General features: G+C 40.9%; 19 protein-coding genes. 5 read left to right on the top strand and 14 right to left on the bottom strand.

The features are described 5' to 3' along the window. The first annotated feature begins 8 nt into the window (after nucleotides 1–8). Nucleotides 9–941, top strand: coding sequence for an S-layer homology domain-containing protein (locus LC040_02335; protein ID WLR51762.1), 933 nt, complete (start codon nucleotides 9–11; stop codon nucleotides 939–941). 90 nt (nucleotides 942–1031) lie between these two features. Here LC040_02335 and LC040_02330 read toward each other — a convergent pair whose 3' ends face one another. The 6 genes from LC040_02330 to LC040_02305 form a co-directional block, all read right to left on the bottom strand. Continuing rightward, nucleotides 1032–1832 (bottom strand): alpha/beta hydrolase, encoded by an 801-nt coding sequence (locus LC040_02330; GenBank protein WLR51761.1) that lies wholly within the window; start codon nucleotides 1830–1832, stop codon nucleotides 1032–1034. A gap of 11 nt (nucleotides 1833–1843) precedes the next feature. After that, entirely contained in the window at nucleotides 1844–2902 is a 1059-nt protein-coding gene (locus LC040_02325; GenBank protein ID WLR51760.1) for an SDR family oxidoreductase, read from the bottom strand. A gap of 250 nt (nucleotides 2903–3152) precedes the next feature. Continuing rightward, the gene (locus LC040_02320; GenBank protein WLR51759.1) at nucleotides 3153–3353 is read right to left on the bottom strand and encodes an Rpn family recombination-promoting nuclease/putative transposase; all 201 of its coding nucleotides are present in this window, start codon (nucleotides 3351–3353) and stop codon (nucleotides 3153–3155) included. Nucleotides 3354–3375: 22 nt separating this feature from the next. Beyond that, complete coding sequence (locus tag LC040_02315) at nucleotides 3376–4317, bottom strand: Rpn family recombination-promoting nuclease/putative transposase (GenBank protein ID WLR51758.1); 942 nt, start codon at nucleotides 4315–4317, stop codon at nucleotides 3376–3378. A gap of 239 nt (nucleotides 4318–4556) precedes the next feature. Further along, nucleotides 4557–5813, bottom strand: a complete 1257-nt coding sequence (locus LC040_02310) for a S8 family peptidase (protein WLR51757.1) — start codon at nucleotides 5811–5813, stop codon at nucleotides 4557–4559. A 192-nt stretch (nucleotides 5814–6005) separates the two neighbouring features. Then, a complete protein-coding gene (locus LC040_02305; protein WLR51756.1) occupies nucleotides 6006–7970 on the bottom strand; it encodes a methyl-accepting chemotaxis protein in 1965 nt (654 codons plus the stop codon). Nucleotides 7971–8232: 262 nt separating this feature from the next. Here LC040_02305 and LC040_02300 point away from each other — a divergent pair, with 262 nt between their 5' ends. After that, nucleotides 8233–10239, top strand: a complete 2007-nt coding sequence (locus LC040_02300; protein ID WLR51755.1) for a heavy metal translocating P-type ATPase — start codon at nucleotides 8233–8235, stop codon at nucleotides 10237–10239. A 55-nt stretch (nucleotides 10240–10294) separates the two neighbouring features. On the opposite strand, the gene LC040_02295 is transcribed toward LC040_02300, so the two are convergent. Next, nucleotides 10295–10906, bottom strand: a complete 612-nt coding sequence (locus LC040_02295) for a methyltransferase domain-containing protein (protein ID WLR51754.1) — start codon at nucleotides 10904–10906, stop codon at nucleotides 10295–10297. Nucleotides 10907–11063: 157 nt separating this feature from the next. Here LC040_02295 and LC040_02290 point away from each other — a divergent pair, with 157 nt between their 5' ends. Both LC040_02290 and LC040_02285 read left to right on the top strand, forming a co-directional pair. Beyond that, nucleotides 11064–12542: a multicopper oxidase family protein gene (locus tag LC040_02290; GenBank protein WLR51753.1), complete on the top strand. Its 1479-nt coding sequence runs from the start codon at nucleotides 11064–11066 to the stop codon at nucleotides 12540–12542. A 20-nt stretch (nucleotides 12543–12562) separates the two neighbouring features. Then, on the top strand, nucleotides 12563–13297 hold the full coding sequence (locus LC040_02285; protein ID WLR51752.1) for a sulfite exporter TauE/SafE family protein: 735 nt from the start codon (nucleotides 12563–12565) through the stop codon (nucleotides 13295–13297). 65 nt (nucleotides 13298–13362) lie between these two features. On the opposite strand, the gene LC040_02280 is transcribed toward LC040_02285, so the two are convergent. Beyond that, a complete protein-coding gene (locus LC040_02280; GenBank protein ID WLR51751.1) occupies nucleotides 13363–14334 on the bottom strand; it encodes an MBL fold metallo-hydrolase in 972 nt (323 codons plus the stop codon). An 87-nt stretch (nucleotides 14335–14421) separates the two neighbouring features. Between LC040_02280 and LC040_02275 the strand changes: the two genes are divergently transcribed. Beyond that, on the top strand, nucleotides 14422–14673 hold the full coding sequence (locus LC040_02275; protein ID WLR51750.1) for a DNA alkylation repair protein: 252 nt from the start codon (nucleotides 14422–14424) through the stop codon (nucleotides 14671–14673). A 49-nt stretch (nucleotides 14674–14722) separates the two neighbouring features. On the opposite strand, the gene LC040_02270 is transcribed toward LC040_02275, so the two are convergent. From LC040_02270 to LC040_02245, 6 genes are all read right to left on the bottom strand, one after another. Next, on the bottom strand, nucleotides 14723–15943 hold the full coding sequence (locus LC040_02270) for a S8 family serine peptidase (GenBank protein WLR53175.1): 1221 nt from the start codon (nucleotides 15941–15943) through the stop codon (nucleotides 14723–14725). A gap of 357 nt (nucleotides 15944–16300) precedes the next feature. Next, nucleotides 16301–16897 (bottom strand): NAD(P)H:quinone oxidoreductase, encoded by a 597-nt coding sequence (gene wrbA / locus LC040_02265; protein ID WLR51749.1) that lies wholly within the window; start codon nucleotides 16895–16897, stop codon nucleotides 16301–16303. Nucleotides 16898–17033: 136 nt separating this feature from the next. Beyond that, nucleotides 17034–17351, bottom strand: a complete 318-nt coding sequence (locus LC040_02260) for a spore coat protein (protein WLR51748.1) — start codon at nucleotides 17349–17351, stop codon at nucleotides 17034–17036. Between the two features lie 15 nt (nucleotides 17352–17366). Next, entirely contained in the window at nucleotides 17367–17582 is a 216-nt protein-coding gene (locus tag LC040_02255; GenBank protein ID WLR51747.1) for a hypothetical protein, read from the bottom strand. Between the two features lie 200 nt (nucleotides 17583–17782). Then, nucleotides 17783–18835 (bottom strand): TAXI family TRAP transporter solute-binding subunit, encoded by a 1053-nt coding sequence (locus LC040_02250; GenBank protein ID WLR51746.1) that lies wholly within the window; start codon nucleotides 18833–18835, stop codon nucleotides 17783–17785. 33 nt (nucleotides 18836–18868) lie between these two features. Beyond that, on the bottom strand, nucleotides 18869–20848 hold the full coding sequence (locus LC040_02245) for a TRAP transporter permease (protein ID WLR51745.1): 1980 nt from the start codon (nucleotides 20846–20848) through the stop codon (nucleotides 18869–18871). Between the last annotated feature and the right edge of the window lie 14 nt (nucleotides 20849–20862).

The following is a 20862-nucleotide window of genomic DNA, read 5'->3' as shown; positions in this document are numbered from 1 at the left end:
GGCGCAGAATGAAGAGGAAGTATTTAATATGGGGCTCGCTTGCGGCAGGGCTTTTTCTGTACAGTGGAGGTGACATTGCCGTGGCATCAGAAGGAGAAAGCAACTATTCAGAAGAGAAAAGGGAGAGTGGTATTGTTGCTGGTGAATTAGGAGGAAATGCGGACATCACAATAAACGAAGACGGCACAGTAAAGGTAAGCTACACAGCGAAAAACCAAACACCATATGAGCTTGATTTCACATTTCATAACGGCTTAAAAGTTGACTATATCCTTTCCAATTCAGAAGGAGAGGTCATCTCTCAGTATTCAAACGAAGTTATGACCACACAGGCTATCGAAACGATCACGTTAAAGCAGGCTGAAGAAATCAACCGTGAATTTCTTCTTAAAGACTTGAAGCCTGGCAGCTATTCCATCAAGCTTTTCTTAAATGTTCCAGAGCAAAATGGGATGGTTACGAAAACATTCAGCATTGAACAGCAGCAGTCATTCAAGGACATCACAGCTGATTTCTGGGCCTATGATGAAATCGATTATTTAGCTAACCGTGAGATTATCGCCGGTTATCCTGATGGTTCTTTCAAGCCAAACCTGGAAATCACAAATGCTCAAGCAATTATTATGCTGACACGCGTATTGAATCATAGCGACAAAGCAAAGGAAATCGTAATACAAGAAAGTTTAACGAACAATCCGGATGAACCGCTCACACGTAAAGTAATGGCTGAGATTCTTGCTGATGGGTTTCAGCTGGAGGAAGGTAAGGGCTATTCTTTCTCTGATGTGTCACCATCGAACGCTGCTGTTGCAAAGCTTGCAGCAAATGGTATCACGACTGGCTTCCCAGACGGTACGTTCAAGCCAGACGCAGCTGTCACAAGAGCTCAATTTGCTGTTTTCACCGCTAGGGCGATGAATGAACATTTTCGAAACGAATAATTCGAATGAGAGCCAGCTCCACGTAGGACTGGCTCTAGGATTTTCTGTTGATAATAAAAAAGAGAAGGCATCTCCCTTCTCTCATCACATTTAATTTACTTTTGTTAGAAGTTTACTCTTCTTCTCGTGCTGCTCTTTCAGAAATTCCAGCACATGGCGGTTGAATTCTTTATGCTTCTCGATATTGCAGACATGCCCGCACTTTTCAATAATGCGTATGTCTTTTTCATGAAAGTATCGCCGCACACCTTTTAGAAACATATGGTCTTCAGAGCCCATAATATGAAGCTGTGGAATATGGAATTGAAATTCTTTGTACATTTTCTTATAACGGACAACAAACTGCAAAAGAAAGTCACACCATTTGAAGTAATCCTCTTTGTTCATCTTTTTTGCTTCTTGAATGAAGAAATGACGGCTTCGCTTATGGTTGTTTTTCGGCATTAGCAGATACGCAAGTGTTTTATAGTTCCATAGATAGGGAATGACCACTTTGGAGAAAGGTGCAAATACAAGCTTACTCAGTATTTTACCCCATCGCCTTAATGAAACAGCGGTACCTCCATTGATAACTGAAAGCACACGCTCTGGTGCCGCATAGCAGATTTCTTGAATAACCATCGTCCCTAGTGACACACCTAATAAATGCGCCTTCTTAATATTCAGCTTGTTCATTAACGTCAAAACCGTTGACGCCAACGTAACAGGTGAATACTCCGCCTGCCCTTCAGAAGCACCATGACCAGGCAAGTCAAACAGCAGCAAATTATACTGATCACGAAACGATTCAATTTGCTTCGAGAACATTCGATGACTTCCCCCTAACCCGTGAAAGAAACAAATCCATTCATGGCTGGGGTGACTTTGATGTATTTCATAATAAACGCTCATCGCATGACTCCTTATGCATTTATTGGCTTGTTGAAGGCGAAGATAATATTGCGCAGCATGGCCGTATCCATCTCTAGAGGCTGCTCACTCGCTTCATGTAGCAATGCTTTTGTATTTGTGTCTTCGAACTTTACGGACTTCTCCATATAAGGGTGGAAGACTTGTGCTGCTTGGTTTAAGAACTTGTCCATCTTGCTTAATACACCTTGATAATTGACAGGCACGATCTCGACATTTTGCAAATTTAATGCTTCCTTCGTTAATTCGAAGACAAGCTTATGTGAAGGCGGGTTCGAATTCGTAATGTGATAGATTTTTCCGTGTTCAGCATGCATCACACCTGCGGCTAACACTTTCGTTACATAATCAACTGGTACAAAGTTTGAATGTGTATGCTGGTTGCACATGAATTTAATCTTCTTCTGGAATAGTTCTTTGTTTCGCTTCATCCGCTTTTTCAATAAGGAGAAGCTCCGCAAGACGCCATATAAAGCAAAGTTCGACTCCGCTTCACCTGTTTTCGAATCTCCAATAATAATCGCTGGTCTGAAGATACTAATGTTAAATCGATCGCTATATTCAAACAGCAAATGCTCTGCGTGGCATTTACTTTCTTCATACGTGTTCACAAACTCATTTTCTACTGAATGCAACTCTTCTTTGCCATATAGTTGTTTTCCGAGCGTATAAGCTGTACTCACATGGAAGAAGTTCTTCACGTTAATCTGACTTGCAAACTCTAGCACATTTTTTGTGCCGCCTACATTTATTTGAAACGTCTTCTCTCGTTCACTTTCATCAAAAGACAAATATGCTGCCGCGTGGTAAACCGTATCGATTTTCCACGTTAATTGTTGTAGTTGTTGTGCTGGAATACCTAGCATCGATGTTGAAATATCACCTCGAAGTGTGTGAAGGCTGTCTTGCAGATGCTCAGGTATTTTTGAATAAAGCGCTTTCTCTTTACGTTCCGTGCGGACTAACGCATACACGCTGTGCCCTTTTTCTAGTAATTCTTTCGTTAAGCGCGTCCCTACAAAGCCTGTTGCGCCAGTAATCAAAATATTCATAACAAAACTCCCCTTCAGTGCTACTAATAATGTACTATTGAACAGCACAAAATCCAATCAGATTATGACATTTTTCGATACCATTTTTTGCTGAGGTCAAAATATTGTCGAAAAATAGTTAGATTTCTTTTTTTAATCCTTCGAACTCATTCGAAGAACCTTGTCCCCAACAAAGCAAAATAAAAACGCTTGAGCGTCTTATCGCCCAAGCGTCCCCCCTATCATCCACATCTTATACTAGCTTAAAACGTTACTCCCCCTTAAGCTTCGCAACTTCCTCTTCTGACAGGTCTGTTATCTTCATAATCTGCTCAACAGCAAATCCTTCTTGCAACATCTTCCGCGCTACTTCTTTCTTTACTTCTCGCAATCCTTCTTGCCTTCCTTCCTGTATTCCTTCCTGTCTGCCTTCCTCTCTCCCTTTCTTATGCCAAGATGTTTCTATCTTCATAACAGCTTCCTCCCTCTAGACGCTATTCCTCCTTAAGCTTTTCAATCTCTTCCTCTGACAGATCTGTTATCTTCATAATCTGCTCAACAACGAAACCTTCTTGCAACATCTTCCGCGCTACTGCCTGTATTCCTTCTCGCAGCCCTTCTTGCTTTCCTTCCTGCAAACCTTCTCGCAATCCTTCTTGTCTTCCTTCTTGTCTTCCTTCCTGTCTGCCTTCCTGTATCCCTTCCTCTCTTCCTTTCTTATGCCAAGATGTTTCTATCTTCATAACAGCTTCCTCCTCTTCTTCGGGTAAGGTGGTGATTTCGGTTTGAAGCTCGGTTTCTTCTTGCGGATTGAGCTTCAAATATCGCTCGAAAAAGCCTGTAATAAGGGTCATTCTTGCGTCATCCAGCTCCATTTTAACAAGCATGCGCAGGAATTCTTTCTTCACTTGAACGCGTTCAGCCTTACTGTAGTTCATTTTACTAAGCAATGCCGCAGCGGCTGGGTTGGGGGCTTTCAAGTAGTCACGCCAATTAAGCTTTCGCAGCTCGAGCTTGTCAAAAGCAAAGCGCAGCACCTCTTTAAACGGAAAGATGACCTCAAACGTATCCCGCTCTTCGTAATTCTCATCATAGCTGAACACAGCAACAGGCAGAATCGGCTTGCGGTGCTTTTCGTACAAACGGCTGAAATACACAAACATCCGCTCATTAAAGGCCTCCTGCTTATAGCTTTGCGGCTCAACATGAATAATCACAATTGCCTCATCCTGACGCAGGCGCACCTTTGCCAGTAAGTCTACACGGCGCTTTTCTCCTTCTAAAATGTCCGTAAACAATTCCTCCGACAGAAATGTGGTCGCTTCAAAGTCAACGGCCTCTGACACATGCGGAAAGAACGCAGCGAAGAACTCTTCAAAAAACGTGCCTAACAGTTCCTTAAACCAACGGTCATGATCTTGATATACAGTTGTCAATAAACAACTTCTCCTTTCTCTTATTATACAACAAATTCGGAAAAATCATCGCTTCTCGTGAGGAAATGAAGTGAAGCGTAGTGTGGAAATAAAAGGGGTATTTACTCTTTTCGATATAGCAAGCAAAAATCCTGCAACCTCTTTAAGCACAACTAAGCTTGCTTCAATATAGATGTTTAGCTACCATTCGTGTGTAGCTCCGCCCTTTTTCCACAAAAAAAGACAACCGATTAGGCTGTCTATGATAACTTTATCCATTTCTTTCCGATCCATGTTTCAACCTCATACCAGTCACCTTTTTTTTGAAAGGCAGAAAGCTTTTGCGGACCTATTGCGGCGATTGCTCGTCCGTTTGGTTTGTCGTAGATTGTCTGTTTTTTTGAAAGCTCAACCACTTGAACGCTTGTAAATGTAATGTTATTCGGTTTCATTTTTATCGGTTTTGTATAGCCAGGTGGAAGAACGGTATATTCATCTTTGTTCTGCGCCACGACGGTTAGTTTTTTACCATAGTGCTGCTTCATATTCCAATCAAACACTTCAATTTGTCTGACAGGCTTGCTTCTTTGCAGTGGTGCTTTCTTTGGCAGGATGGCTAACGGCGCTTGCACAATACCGTAACCGTACAGGTCGTCTCTGCCTTCTTCACCAATATCCTTTGCATGCGCCTGAAGCATTGCCCGCAGTTCCATATTCGTCTTCTCAGGATACGCTTCTTTCATTAAGGCTAAAATGCCTGTCACATGCGGCGCAGCTAATGACGTGCCACTCGTTCTTGCATAGGATTGATTCGTATTTAAGCTGTACATGCCTGTGCCTGGAGCTGTGAACTCAATTTCTGGCCCGAAGTTTGAGAAGCCTGCTTTTTGCAGGTTTGGGGCGATTGCTGAGACTGCTATGACATACGGGAATTTTGCGGGATAACGCACGCCGCTTTGTGTGTTGCCTGCTGAACCGACAATTAAGATATTATGTTTGTACGCTCGTTTCAGCGCTGCCTCTAACTCAGAGCTGTATTCATCTGTGCTCCAGCTAAAATGAATAATATCCATATTATGTTCAATCGCCCAATTCACGGCGTTGACAAAGTTTGCAATCGGACCTTTTCGCTGGCTGTCATTTGCCTTCAGTCCGTAAATTTCTGCATCAGGTGCAATACCTAATACACCAATATCATTATGATTCGCCGCAATTAATCCAGCCACATATGTACCGTGCCCTTGGTCATCTTGATAATCAGCCGTATAATCAACGAAAGAAGCACCGCCCGAGAGATCAATGTCAGGGTGCGAGCGGTCAATTCCTGTATCGACTACCGCAATCTTCACTCCTTTTCCACTGTAGCCTCGCTCGTGAGCTTCCTTAATCTTACTTACCTTAAGTCCCCAATGCTCCATCTGTGGCAATTCATATGTATTTGTATGAGTTGGTGCTGGTGTGTCACCTGTATTTCCGACCGCTAATTGGAATGCTAATAATAATGATAAAACCTTCATGGTATCCTCACACGCTTCCTTTCCTATCTCTAACCTTCACGTCTCTACCTCTACTCATTCACCGAAAACGAACATGATTATTACTATATCCACCTTAGTTTCATAATTATAACAAACGAAAAACCCCCTGGCTTTAGCCAAGGGGTAAATGTAACGTTTGACATAAAATTGTTATTTTCCTAAAACAAACAATCACTCTTTATCAAACTTAAACTGGTAAACAGCCTGTTGCAATTCTTCGGCCATTTTCGATAAATTATCTGCACTTGCAGCAATCTCTTCCATTGAAGCTAACTGTTCTTCTGTTGAAGCAGAAACGGTTTGAATGTTAGCTGAATTTTGTTCTGAAACATCACGAATTTCCTCAATTGCTGATGTGATTTGCATCGATCCGCTTGAAAGGTGCTGTGAAGCTTCTGACACTTGCCTGATTTGTAGGGCAACTGAATCAAATAGTGATTTAATGTTTTCAAATGAGTGACTCGTCTTTGAAACAATTTCTAAGCCTTTCGCAGTTTCTTCTGTTCCTTCCTTTGTATGGGCAATCGCTTGATCAACTTCCACTTGAATCGTTTGAATAAGATTTTTGATTTGGTCAGCTGAATCTGATGATTGGTTTGCCAGCTTGCGAATTTCTTGCGCTACGACTGCAAATCCTTTCCCAGCATCTCCGGCACGCGCAGCTTCAATAGCGGCATTCAACGCAAGAAGGTTCGTTTCTTCTGAAATATGGGTAATGACACCGATAATATTTTCAATTTCCGATGATCGTGTGCCCAATAGCTGAACGGACTGTTTCATCGCTTCCATTTTCTCAGAAATAGAATTCATTTGCTGTTGAGAGGATTGGACGGAATTTGTACCTTCATCCGCCGCCGAAGTCGCTTCCGTTGCTGTCTCTGTCACCTGCTTCGAGCTGTGCGCAATCTGCTCAATCTCTGAAGCCATCTGGGCAATAACATTTGTAATCGAGAAAATATTATTTGATTGATTCTCAATTCCCTTTGTCACATCTTGAATATTCGTTGCAATTTGATTTGTCGCATGACTCGTTTGCTCAGTATTAGCAGTAAATTCTTCCGAAGTGGCCGCAAGTGAATCAGCTTGTCCGTTAATATTAGCTAAAATCAAGCGCAGCGATTCAATCATCGTATTGAATGCTTCACTTAGCTTCCCTAGTTCATCCTTACTGCGGATTTGAATAGTTTCTCTTAAGTCACCATGTGTAACCTTTTCCGCTACTTCCTTCATACTTTGAAGCGGATTTGTAATCGAGCGAATGATCGCAAGTGCAAGCACTGTTCCAACGATAATGGATGCAATAACAACTAGAAGGGTCTTAACGAGAATCGGACGAGCCTCATTTAAAATTTCACTTGTATTCAGCGTACCGGCAATCTTCCAGCCTGTTGTCTCATTTGTTCGGAATACCATTTCCTTCTGATGTCCGCCTTCATGATAACTAAATGCACCAGAAGCATCCGCAAATAGGCTGCTTACCCATTCTCCTTCTACTTCATTTCCAATTTCTTTTTCAGGATGAGAAATTAGCTTCTCTTCCTGACTCAGTATAAACGCATACCCTTCTTTACCGATTTGGATATCATTAATGACATTTGAGATTTCACCAAGGTTAAAGTCAATCGCCATAATACCAGCCTTATTTTGCAATGGCTTGGCAATGGTTACAACAATCTCACCAGTCGCCGCATCAACATACGGCTCTGTGAAAATCGTATCGTTTGCTTCCATTGCTTCTTGGTACCAAACCCTGTCACGCGGATCATAATCATCACCTAAATCAGCATTCGGCGAAATATACATATTCCCCTCGGGTGTCCCAATATAAACAAAATTTACGTTTTCTCTTAATTTATGATATTGCTCAAACTTTTTGAAAATTTCTGAAATTGGCTGGTCTAATGAAATCGTTGATGCAAAATAATTTATATCTTCTTTCTTCGGAAGCATTATTTGGTCCAGTGTATGATTCACAAAGCCAATACTCTCTGAGGTGCTTTGCAAATAATTCGCTGTAATCTTAGCTTTTGCGCTTTCATAAGCTATATAACCTATTAATAAGCTCGGTATAAGCAGAATAATAGCAAAAGAAAGAAGCAATTTTTTCCGAATACTATCCTTAAAAATCGAAATCATCTCCCTTATATAATAAAACAAAAAAATGAAAGTATTATTAATATATCATTTTTCTCTCTCATTTTGTAAATTTTATGAAACATTTTGATTAGTACAAGGAAATAAAAGCAGGATAGTTCTTCTCTGCTACTAGTTTGTGAGTCACCTATCCCTCGCTTTAACTATGTTTAGCTAAACGGGTAGAGGGTATTGTCCAACCAATACTAAAATACCCTAGTAAACAGAGGCAGCTTGCCTTAAGGCGGTATAAAGGAGGCGAAGAATGGAACATCATCACCACTCACACGAAGAACACGAAGAGCACGAACATGGACACCATGACCATCATGACCACGGAGCAATGCTTGAGGATTTCAAAAAGCGGTTCTATATTTCTGTTCTGCTGACACTTCCAATTCTTATTCTGTCGCCGATGATTCAAGAGATTTTCGGCTATTCACTTCAGTTTCCAGGCAGTAAATACGTTTTATTTGGACTAGCAACGATTATCTTTTTATATGGTGGAAAACCTTTCTTGACTCATGCAGCAGGGGAATTGAAGGACAAAAATCCAGGGATGATGACGCTCATCTCCCTTGCCATACTTGTTGCATACATCTACAGTACGCTAACAGTCTTCGTACTAACTGGTCGTTCATTCTTTTGGGAGCTTGCTACATTAATTGATGTGATGCTCCTTGGACACTGGATTGAAATGAAATCTGTTATGAGTGCTTCAAATGCATTAGAAGAGCTTGTCAAAATGATGCCAAAGGAAGCGCATAAAGTTGATGAAAACGGGAATACAACAGACGTTAGTGTTGACGAACTGAATGAAGGCAACAAAGTACTCGTAAAGCCAGGGGAAAAGGTACCTGTCGATGGCGTCATTTTAAAAGGAAAATCAGCTATTGATGAATCTATGCTGACAGGAGAATCTGTACCCGTTGAAAAAGGAACAGAAGATAAAGTGATCGGCGGCTCAATAAATGGTGAAGGTTCTCTTACAATTGAGGTCGAAAAAACAGGGCAAGAAAGCTATCTCTCCCAAGTTGTTAATATGGTGCAAGAAGCACAAGAGTCAAAATCAAAGACCCAAGACCTTTCTAACCGTGCAGCGAAATGGTTATTTTACATCGCATTAGGTGCTGGAATAATTACATTCATCGTTTGGCTTGCAATCGGCGCTGACTTTCAAACAGCACTTGAGAGAACCGTAACAGTAATGGTTATTGCATGTCCTCATGCCTTAGGCTTAGCGGCTCCTCTTGTCGTAGCAAAATCAACTGCGATTGCTGCGAAGAAAGGACTGCTTATCCGCAACAGAGCAAGCTTTGAAGGGGCTCGTCACTTAGAATCTGTCATCTTTGATAAGACAGGCACCTTAACAGAAGGACAATTCGGAATAACAGATATCATTACAACAAGTGGATATGAGCAGAACGACGTGCTCCAGCTTGCCGCTTCGATCGAAAATCAATCAGAGCATCCGATTGCACGAGGAATTGTAAAGGGTGCACAGAAAGAACAAATTAAGCTTTCAGAAGTAAGTGACTTTGAATCAATGACAGGAAAAGGACTTCAAGGCTCAGTAAATGGAAGAGACGTCAAAATTGTCAGTCCAGGCTATATTAACGATAACAACTTCCAATATGACGAAGACAAATTCTCCGAAATGTCGGAGCAAGGTAAAACCGTCGTCTTCGTTCTCATTGATGATGAACTGGCCGGTATGATTGGCCTCGCTGACCAAATTCGTGAAAGCGCGAAAAATGCCATCTCACGCTTAAAAGAAATGAATATCCAAGCGATGATGCTTACAGGTGATAACAAACGGGTAGCAGATTGGGTAGCAAGACAGCTCGGCTTAGATGAAATATATGCTGAAGTTCTACCAGATGAGAAAGCAGACAAAGTAAAAGAAATTAAAGGTAAAGGGCTTAAAGTTGCAATGACAGGTGACGGCGTCAATGATGCACCTGCCTTAGCAAACGCAGACCTTGGTATCGCAATCGGGGCAGGAACTGACGTTGCAATGGAAACAGCCGATATCGTTCTTGTAAAAAGCAACCCAGAAGATGTGACTTCCATTATTGACCTATCTCGTACTACCTACAAAAAAATGATCCAAAACCTCTGGTACGCAGCAGGCTACAATATTATCATGATCCCATTGGCTGCAGGTGTTCTCTATCCAATTGGCGTCGTCATAAATCCTGCTGTTGGTGCCCTGCTTATGTCAATCAGTACAGTTGTCGTCGCTATCAATGCTCGCTTATTTAAAGGATAAAAGCAAAAGCAGGAGAGCAATCACCTCTCCTGCTTTCTATATGTAAACGGTCCCCTCATGGATGTAAAGTAAGCCTTCGGACAATAGAACGATACAACTCTTCATTTCTCTCTATTTCTAATCCTCCACGCTCAATGTTTTGTAACGTCTTTCGGTTAATATTTGCCCCCCATAATTTAACGGCAAGTGGATTCAGTACATCCATAACTTTTCCCACTGCTTCATTTTCGCTTCTCATATGCTCTAATAATAATACTTTTCCATTTGGCTTACAGACCCTTTTAATTTCTTTCAGTCCTGCTATAGGGTCAGGAACTGAACAAAACACACATGTTGCGACAACATAATCAAATGAATTTTCCGCAAAATTCATCTGTTGTGCATCCATTTCCAATAAAGTGATTTGAAACGGGAGCTTCATCGTGTCTGCTTTTTGCCTGGCTCTCTTTAGCATCCCTGAGCTAAAATCAATCCCAGTTAATGTGATATCTTCAGGATAATAGGCTAAATTTGCTCCAGTTCCAATGCCGACTTCCAATACATTACCTTCTATATTATTCAATAGCTCTCTCCGCCATTGATGCTTAATCATTCGATCCATGAGATCATATATAGGAGAAACACGATCATAACGCTTTTGAATGATTTTCGAACCCTCATTTTTCATATCAGCACTCCTCCTCCTAACAATTCATTCCCTCTTCCTTTTCATTTAAACGAAGCAATATACCTGCAAATGAAGACAATTTTTTATCACATCTCATGCACAACTTTTGCAAATAAATCATTTACCATTAAGGGGTATAAGAAAAGGAGGACCATAGATGAACAAGCGCTATCTATTAATACCTTTATTAGTGCTATCGCTTACTGGATGTCAGGCAATTGAACAGGAAAGTCAAGCGAAAGAGACAAGCATACTCGAAATCCCGACTAAGCAAGTCGACGAAAGCAATGTGAAAGAATTCGAACTGACTGCACAAAAAACAGATTGGCAAATCAAAGATCAAACCTTTGAAGCGTGGACATATAATGGCAGCGTTCCTGGTGAAGAAATACGTGTACAGGAAGGTGACTGGGTACGTGTCCATTTAAAGAATAAACTAGATGAACCAGTTACAATCCATTGGCATGGTATGATTCTGCCAAATCAAATGGATGGTGTCGCAGGAGTCACCCAAGATGCGGTGCAGCCCGGTGATACTTTCACCTATGAATTTCAAGCAAAAGAACCAGGCACATATTGGTATCACTCACACCAACATAGCTCTTATCAAGTTGACAGGGGACTATATGGGGCACTTATTGTAGAGCCTAAGGACAAGACTTATGATAAAGATGCCGTATTACTGGTTGATGAATGGCCGATAGGTGAAACTAAACCAATGGGCGGCAATATGCATAGCAATACAGGTATTTATGGTGAGATGGATACCCAACAGCAGTACGGTACCTTTACGATAAATGGAAAATCGGCACCGCATATTTCTGCTCTTGAATTTAACAAAGGTGAAAACGTCCGACTCCGCTTCATCAATGCCGGCTATCAAAAGCATTATTTTTATCTAGGGAAGCAGCAGTACAAGCTTGTCGGAAATGATGGAAATCCTGTCCAAGATTCCGAGCTTACACAAGATGTACTTGAAATTGCCCCTGGCGAACGCATTGACATTGAATTTACGGCTGATGTTGTTGGTGAATCGACGATTTATAGTCCTATTCCTGAGAAGATATCAGCAGACATAGATATCCCGATGATTATCAAAGGTGAGAAAGAAACGAACTCACACAAGGAACCAAGTCAATTACAAGTCATTGATTACACACAAACCGGCGAAATGAAACCTCTTTTTAAGGATGATGTAAAACCAACAATAGAATATACAATGAACTTAAGTGTCGGCATGGGCATGGGGATGATGAATGACGATGGAATGGCATTCACAGTAAACGGCGAAACATTCCCTGAAACACCACCGTTAAAAGTGGAAAAAGGCGACCTCATTAAAGTAACGTTAAACAACAACAGCATGCTTGACCATCCGATGCACCTACACGGACATCACTTTCAAGTCATTTCAAAAAATGGCGAGAAGCTCGATAAGCCGCTCGTCAAAGATTTAATTAATGTGAAGCCCCACCAGCAATATGAAATTTTGTTTAAGGCAGACAATCCAGGTCATTGGTTATTCCACTGTCATGACCTTGTCCATGCAGGCGGAGGAATGGTTTCTATTATTAAATACAACGGCTACACGACACCTTTTGAACTAGGTGGAGTTTCTGAAAACGAACCAGAATAAAGGGGTGACTTAAATAATCAATGTATGATGTTTTCACACAGATTAGCAATCTATTTACAGGACCCTTTCTTAATATGGCGAACCAGACAACATCCTTTCCATTACTTTCGGCCTTATTTCTTGGAATAGTAGGGGCACTTGCTCCTTGTCAGTTAACAGGAAACCTTGGGGCAATGACGATTTACGGAAATCAATCCCTACAAAAGAAAGTATCATGGCTCGACGTATGGGCATTTATATTAGGAAAAGTTGTCGTCTTCACAGGGCTCGGCCTGCTCGTTTGGCTGCTTGGCCAAGAGTTTCAACGAAGCCTAACAGGTCTGTTTCCACTCCTTCGAAAAGTAATTGGACCGTTATTAATCATTATTGGCTTGTTCATGCTTGGCTGGATTAAAATGCACTGGACGATGAAGCTTGGAAGCATTCCTGAGCGTTTCATCAAGCAAGGGAAACTCGGAAGCTTTCTAATGGGCTTTAGCTTCTCGCTTGCCTTTTGTCCAACGATGTTTGTCTTGTTTTTCATTACACTGATGCCGCTCGTTCTGTCAACTTCATACGGAATGGCCTTACCGAGTGTATTTGCAATCGGCACGTCGCTCCCTTTGTTGATTGCAGTGTGGCTTATTTCTTGGCTTGGACTAGATGGGAGATTCCTACGGAAAAGCCGTCATATTGGCCAAATTGTTCAGAAGAGTGCTGGCGTTCTATTACTGCTGCTTGGGGTGCTTGATACGATTTCTTATTGGACAATCTAATGACAAAAGCCATACCTCTAGGTAAGAAAGAGGTATGGCTTTCTCATTTTCACCCTTACAACACGCTAACACCTTTCATAATGCCAAACCCCATTTTCGATCTTTTTCTGAACGCGTTGATTCGTTTCTAAATAATCTAAATGACCAATCACTTCAGACATCACGAGCGAAAAGAGACTTTCATATTTATTCTTATATAGCGAACGAGCAATTTCGTCAGCTGTTCGCAGACCTTGATTCACATATGTAAGGATTCGTTCTGCCTTTCTTTCAATCCCTGTTAATCGTTTTTGAATACATTCATGATAATTGTTAATCCGCTCTCCATGCCCTGAGAAAGCAATGTTGACATCTAAGTCTCTACATTTCAGCAAAGATTCCTTCTGCTGAACAACGGTTTTAAGTCTTCTTCCTTCTCGGTCTGGTTCCACCAACGCATTACTTGAAATATGGTTGATAATAAAATCACCACAAAACAGCTGCTTTCTTTCTCGGTCTAGATAAACAACATGGTCTGGAGAATGGCCCGGTGTTTCAATAACCTCAAATGGTCCGATATTATCTGATTCTTTAAGCGGTAAAAGATCCGTCTGAATCTTATTCTTTTCCTTAATGCGGGCTGTTTGCTTTAACTTTTCAACCTGCTGCATTCCAGCCTGCCCACATCCCATTTCTTCATAGAGCGATTGAAAGAACTCGATTCTCATCTCAAAAAAATCAGGATCGCGTTTAAGACGATGAATGGATTTAGCTGGTACATACACAGGAATATCTTGATTTGAAACAATACGATTCACTAGGCCAACATGGTCTTCGTGGTTGTGGGTAACAATGATTTGGGAAAGGTCATTCAGACTGTACCCATTTTCATTCAAAACATTTTTCAAATAATTAAAGCACCCTTCCGAATCAACCCCAGCATCAATCAGGGTTACATTCCCTTCATCTGCGAATATGTAAAAGTTATATGATTTTAAGCTAGACGAGGTCGGATAATAAATAGGAATCACAGATGACATTTGGTGAATATCATTCAAAGCTTCTTACACCCTTTCATTTAGATTTCTTCAAGTATGAATAACCTACACATAATATACCATCCTAAGAAAAAGGAGGTATCTATAATGACTGAACCTTATCTCTATCCAAACTGCAAAACAAATCGTTCTCGTTTTAATATCATTGAACAGGAAGCAAAGCCTGTCAAGAAAGACCCGCAAACAGGTGAAATTGTTGAGGAATATACGGATGAGACTCTTCTTCCAATGCATATCCGCTATAATGGCCCTGATATTCGTGTCCAGTGCGGAGCGTGTGGACTGATTGAGGATGAAATTGTCTTTGTAAAGCGTGCGAAGTATGGGCGAACGTCATAGAAAACAAGAGAAAATGGATCCCTGCATGATGCAAGGATCCATCATTATCTTAATTATCAGTTGAGCTTACAGTTGGGAAGCCAAATCCGGATGCCATGTCATCACCAGGTGCAGCGTACAACCCACCTTCAATATCATTTGCCTTCGCTCGGCTCTGAAGCTCTTCGCGAAGCTGTTGGTTTGATAATGAAGGGTTCGTTGCCCAAATCTTTGCCGCTAGACCTGACACGTGCGGTGTCGCCATTGATGTACCACTAATCGTGTTATATCCGCCATCGTTCCATGTCGATTCAATCGCACGACCTGGAGCCGATACTTCTACATCTCTCTCTCCAATGATATAATCTCCATCTGTATCAGGATTACCACGCGAAGAGAAATCTGCTACACGATAAGTACCGTTTTCTTGCACATCTTCAAGTGCCGCGACACCGACAGCATCTTGTAAGCCACCAGGATAGCCGATTGTATCAGGGTCAGGCCCGTCATTTCCGGCCGCAGCGACAACAAGCGCTTCATTATTCATCGCATATGTAACTGCATCAGCTATCAAACTACTTTTCGAACTCGAGCCTAGCGACATGGAAATTACGACATGAACGCCATTTGCTTGACCTTCATCCGCCGCATGTTGGATAGCTGCGGCAATATCATCTGCATAACCAGAGCCACTATTCCCCAGAACTTTATAGGCCCAAAGCTTCGCATCTGGCGCTACACCATAAACCCCTGAGCCGCTTCCGCCATCAGCCAAGATTGTTCCAGATACATGTGTCCCATGACCATTTTTATCATCACAGGCTCCTTCAATTATTGGCGCTCGATGCTGACTAAAATCTTTACACTGTTCAACATTATTAGTTAAATCCGGGTGCTCAATGTATGCACCAGTATCTAATACAGCAACACGAATATTTGAACCCCCGCTTGTTGCAGAGATATCTGGGTCCTTGTACATCGCTTCAATTCCCCACGGTGTTTGGTCACTTGGCGCTGTATCTGCTTTTGCTGGTGGCTTTGCATCAAGTGAAACCTTTTCTACTAAACTAACATTTACATTTTTGTTATGTTGAAGTGCTTCATATTGATGCTGATTCACATTAGTGGTAAAGCCTTTTTCTGCAAAATCCCACCGCGAACCATACGTAGCTTTCAGCTTTGCTTTGTCAGTTGTATCTAGAGGTTTAATCAAAACACGCAAATCTTTAACCGTTGAACTGCCCTTCTCAGTAACAGCAAAAGCCCCGTTGCCAAATGCTGAGAAAACCATCACGAACGCCAAGAGAAGGACTGCAAATTTGTAGACATTTCTCAAAATCAATACCTCATTTCTATTATGTAGTAAACACAGTTGAAAACAATTAGTGAAAGTGATTGCAGTGGATAAGCGTAGGTAGGGTGTTAGAAATGGAGTCAGAATGATACAGAAGCCCAACTAAAAAACTCTTAACCTCCTTTTTTAAATATTTATACTATTATAACAATTTATATTGTTAATGATAATGAGGTAATGGTAGTAAATAACATTATTATGTAGTGCTTCTTGAGGGGGATAGAAGTGGTAGAAAACCCAAAAAGAGCTGTAATTCTTCTTTTCAAAGAATTACAGCTCTATATTCTTACCCTTTTACTTCATTCGCTCTGCTACAGAAGCTGTTCGCTTTGCTTGATGTTTAACGGCATCTTTCACATCTTCTTGCATGTTTCCGTCTTGGTCAACTGTGACGCTTGTTCCATATGGATTTCCGCCAGCTGTAAACGTAGATGGATCAGAATATGCTGGCGTGACCACAATGGCGCCCCAATGAAACATTGTTGTATATAATGAAAGAATCGTTTGTTCTTGTCCGCCATGTGGATTGTTTGCAGAGGACATTGCGCTTACGACCTTGTTAATTAGCTTCCCATTCATCCAAAGCTCACCTGTCATATCTAAGAATTGTTTCATTTGGGCTGGTACATTCCCAAACCGTGTAGGCGTACTGAAAATGTACCCATCTGCCCACTCCAGATCTTCTAGGGAAACTTCTGGTACATGCTTCGTTTCTTCAAGATGCGCTTTCCATGCCGAATTGGATCTAATGGCTTCTTCTGGTGCAATCTCTGGAGCTTTTACCACCTTTACTTCCGCACCTGCTTCCTTCGCACCTTCAGCAGCCCATTGTGCTAATTGATAATTCGTTCCAGTTGAACTATAATAAATAACCGCTATTTTTACTGACACTCGATCAACTCCTTATATTAAGATTTCTATAAACCTTTTCCCGAAAATGCTGCCTGGCAAATCATAATATGCAGAAGCCAACAAAAAAAGCTGCTCCAGCAAGGTCATTTCACCTTGCTAGAGCAGCTTTGTCTAATTAAGAGCTGAACGTTTGGCCAACCATTTGATTCGTTTGCGTTTGAGTTTGTTGATATGTGTTAAGTTGTTTATGAATTTCTTGTACTTGAACAGGAGAGGATGTATTATACCAACCCTGTTGCGCCATTAATTGATACGTCTGTTCTTGAAGCTTTAATGTATTTTGAAGCAACTGCTCAAACATTTGACGAACTTCAGGACAATTTGATTCTGTAACTGCTGTTGTATATTCTCTTGCTGAGCGTTTCAAATCAGCTAAAAATGTATACACAAGGTCTTGTTCTTGAATAACAGGTGTTTGTTGAGTTGTAATCATAATTGTCTCTCCTTCCTATGATTTTGGAGCAATGGAAGCGTGATTTTGCAAAGTGGTTAGAAGCTGTTGGTAATGCTGCTGGTGTTGCTCTGATAATTGTTGACATAACTGCTGTACAGCAGGTGTTTGCGAATGTGTAAAGGCTACAATTGTTTGCTTAATTAGTAAGTCTTCATTAGACATTGAGTCCACAATGTATTCCATTTCCTTTGTTGTTAATGGCAATGACATAATATCCCCTCCTTTGTCACACAATAGTGTTTACAACGAAGAGGGTTTCATTCATCCTATTTTCTAACATAAATATGACCAGAAGAAGCTGTATAGAAGCTCAGAAGACCAAATTGGGTATGCAGGCATATAAACAAAAAAGCCACCGGTCTTTGTAACGATAAAGATCGGTGGCTAGTACCATTTGCGTTATTGGTTATTTATTCAATCACGCCTGCTTCTTTGTAATATTTCTTTGCTCCTGGATGTAGATATTCTGGGTTGACATTGCTTAAGGCAGTTTCTAATGTGAAGTCCTTTGAACGTTCAGGAACTTGCTTACTAATTAAATCTTGATTTTCCCAGAAGGACTTTGTTAGATGATAAACAAACTCATCTTCTAAATCTTTTGAAACAAATAAAACTGTGTCAAGAATGAAGCCTTTCACTTTGTCAGGGTGTTCTTTAAAGATTCCACCTTCCAAATACCCTTGTCCAATTCCATTTTCCTTCTCTTCTAAACTTTTTAAAATTTCTTCGTCCCATGGCACAATCTTCACACTTTTCGTTACATCAATTTCAGTCATTGCTGGATTTCCTGATCTCAAGCTGCTTGCACCAAACCAAGCATCAACAATTCCGTCCTTTAGTTGAGTAGCCCCATCAGACCAGCTACCGTAGACTAATTCGCCACCATTTTCTTTAAATGTTTCTTCTGTAATTCCGTATTCCTCCATCACCTTCCAAAAGCTGATAACCCCTCCAGATTCACGAGGTCCTAAGAACAAACGTTTATCTAGCAAATCTTCGATTGAGTTAATATCATCACGTTCAGCAAGGGTATAAACATGGTTTACAGCTGGATATAGTGACGCTATGATTCTGATGTTTTCCTTTTTATCCCCTTCAAACGCACCAGTGCCTGTTAATGCTTCGTTTAATTCAGGTGAATAACTTACACCAACTTGAGCGTCTTTGCCCTCATTAACAATTTTTAAGTTTCCTACGCCTCCACCTTCAATTTGCGACACATTCAAATCCTCAAAGCTAGCCATCCATGCTTCCATAATTCCAGCTGTTGAAATATACCAGCCAGAGCCCATAGGTCCTGAGGTAATTCGCAAAAATTTCTGTGGCGCTTCATATACATTTTTCGCTTCAGCTGAGCCGCCAGCTTCTTTGTTTGAAGCAGGTGACTCTCCACAAGCTGTTAAAATACCAAGCATCAATACCATAATGCCCATGAGGCTTAATGTTTTTCGTTTAAAATTCATCCAATCTCTCCTCTTTGTTTGATTAATTACCTTTTACATATTTGTGCTCTCTCGCAAAGTTGTTTTAATCATTTTTTTCTGCAAAATATAAGCGACCGCCAGCCCTCCTATCCCTATAACATCTGAGTAAATTCCCGGTATAATTAAAACAATTGAAGAAGCAGCAACTAGTATTCGGCTAAAAATTGTCAGCTTTGCTAGCCAATAATTTTCGACAGCTATTGCAAACCCATAGCAACTTACTAAGGCTGTCACGATCGCTAACACAATGTGCATTGGCGATTCCCCTTGAAGCAATAATGCAGGGTTGTAGACAAATATAAATGGAACAATAAAGCCTCCCAACCCCACTCTTAATGCGTAAAAGGCTGTTCTCATCGGTGGAGAATTTGCAATGCCTGCTGTAATAAAGGCTGTAATCGCTACAGGAGGTGTTATCCCAGAGATAATGCCAAAGTAAAACACGAAGAAGTGGGCTGCTACTTCATTAACTCCTAAGTTCATTAATGCCGGTACCCCTAATACAGCTAAAATGACATATGCTGATACAGTCGGCATACCCATTCCTAATATAATAGAAGTAACTGCAGTTAAAATTAATAATAAGAATAAGCTTTGACCAGAAACATTAACGATAAAGCGAGAAAAATTCATCCCTAATCCCGTTAACGAGACCGCCCCTACAATGATTCCTGCAGCAGCACAGGCAGCCATCACACTTAATGCACCTTTTGCTCCTTTTTCTAAAGCACTTAAAATATCTAAAAGATTCATCCTAGTTGCTTTTCTTAACCAGCTCACAAATAGCGAGGCTAATATGGCATAAAACCCAGCCTTCATTGGGCTAAAACCTTGAATCATCATCACAATAATTAAAACTATCGGAAGAAATAAGTATCCTTGCTTCAACAAAACCATTCTTACACTTGGCAGCTGTTCTTTTGGAATCCCAGCAAGGCTTAAAGATTTGGCATGAAAGTAAATGACAAACCCTGTAATCAGAAAGTATATTACCGCTGGTACAATTCCATATAGGGCAAGCTTGATATAAGGAATACCGGTTGTTTCAGCCATTATAAATACGGAAGCACCCATAATTGGAGGCATAATTTGTCCCCCTTGGGAAGCAACTGCCTCAACAGCTCCTGCAAACTTAGGCGAATAACCGAGCTTTTTCATTAACGGAATTGTAAAAGCTCCAGTAATTGCCGCATTTGAAGAGCCATTTCCTGTGATTGTTCCCATCAACGCACTAGCTCCTACTCCAGCAAGGGCTGGCCCACCTGTCTTGCTTCCAAATGAACCAAAAGCAAAACTAGTAAATGCCTGTCCACCTCCAGAACGAATCAGAAAAGCTCCAAAGATAACAAACAAGATGAGAACGGTTGAGCTTACGTAAATCGGTGCACTAAAGATCCCGATTGTTCCATTAAACATATTCGAAATCATTGTCGAATATTGAACACCCGGATGTGCCAAAGCTCCAGGAAAATAAGGTCCCAAAAACACGTACAGAATAAAAAACAAGGCGATGGCTGACATGAAGATGCCGTTTGTTCTTCTTGTTGCTTCTAGTACAAGCACCATTAGAATTGAACCAAATAAGATATCGTTATTATTTGGATTACCTTGTCTCATTTCAACTTTCGGATAACCAGTCAAAATATAAAATGAAGTGGCTAACGTAACGATTATTAATAAAATATCAAGCCAATTCATTTTGCCATTTTTACCCGATGGGAATAGTAGAAAAATGAGTAAAATACCCCAAATAACGTGAATACTTCGCTGGTGCCACGAGGGAAGTGTCCCAAAACCAGCTGTATAAATATGAAAAACGGATAGGCCTATACTTAAGAGGACAATAACCAGCATAAGTAACCTCGTTCTATTCCAGCCTTCCTTTCGTTCCATCCATAAGCGATCAACATAAGTCAGTTCCTTTTCAATCTCTATATTGATCTTCTTGTCTTCTTGCTGCGCTTCTTTATGACTGTTTTGATTGGTATTCAAAGACTTCCCCCCCA

Origin of the sequence: Bacillus tianshenii (assembly GCA_020524525.2) — a bacterium.
GTDB lineage: Bacteria > Bacillota > Bacilli > Bacillales > Bacillaceae_N > Bacillus_AV.
The sequence above is the reverse complement of the archived record's forward strand: the minus strand, read 5'-3'. Positions and strand labels throughout refer to the sequence as shown.

Excerpts from the sequence above, each read along its gene's own strand:
- LC040_02250 (WLR51746.1), bottom strand. The coding sequence starts at position 18,835 with ATGAATTTTAAACGAAAAACATTAAGCCTCATGGGCATTATGGTATTG.
- LC040_02255 (WLR51747.1), bottom strand. The coding sequence starts at position 17,582 with ATGTCATTGCCATTAACAACAAAGGAAATGGAATACATTGTGGACTCA.
- LC040_02335 (WLR51762.1), top strand. The coding sequence starts at position 9 with ATGAAGAGGAAGTATTTAATATGGGGCTCGCTTGCGGCAGGGCTTTTT.
- LC040_02275 (WLR51750.1), top strand. The coding sequence starts at position 14,422 with ATGACTGAACCTTATCTCTATCCAAACTGCAAAACAAATCGTTCTCGT.
- LC040_02300 (WLR51755.1), top strand. The coding sequence starts at position 8,233 with ATGGAACATCATCACCACTCACACGAAGAACACGAAGAGCACGAACAT.
- LC040_02270 (WLR53175.1), bottom strand. The coding sequence starts at position 15,943 with ATGGTTTTCTCAGCATTTGGCAACGGGGCTTTTGCTGTTACTGAGAAG.
- LC040_02290 (WLR51753.1), top strand. The coding sequence starts at position 11,064 with ATGAACAAGCGCTATCTATTAATACCTTTATTAGTGCTATCGCTTACT.
- LC040_02330 (WLR51761.1), bottom strand. The coding sequence starts at position 1,832 with ATGAGCGTTTATTATGAAATACATCAAAGTCACCCCAGCCATGAATGG.
- LC040_02310 (WLR51757.1), bottom strand. The coding sequence starts at position 5,813 with ATGAAGGTTTTATCATTATTATTAGCATTCCAATTAGCGGTCGGAAAT.
- LC040_02285 (WLR51752.1), top strand. The coding sequence starts at position 12,563 with ATGTATGATGTTTTCACACAGATTAGCAATCTATTTACAGGACCCTTT.
- LC040_02320 (WLR51759.1), bottom strand. The coding sequence starts at position 3,353 with ATGAAGATAGAAACATCTTGGCATAAGAAAGGGAGAGAGGAAGGCAGA.
- LC040_02325 (WLR51760.1), bottom strand. The coding sequence starts at position 2,902 with ATGAATATTTTGATTACTGGCGCAACAGGCTTTGTAGGGACGCGCTTA.
- LC040_02260 (WLR51748.1), bottom strand. The coding sequence starts at position 17,351 with ATGATTACAACTCAACAAACACCTGTTATTCAAGAACAAGACCTTGTG.
- LC040_02305 (WLR51756.1), bottom strand. The coding sequence starts at position 7,970 with ATGATTTCGATTTTTAAGGATAGTATTCGGAAAAAATTGCTTCTTTCT.
- LC040_02295 (WLR51754.1), bottom strand. The coding sequence starts at position 10,906 with ATGAAAAATGAGGGTTCGAAAATCATTCAAAAGCGTTATGATCGTGTT.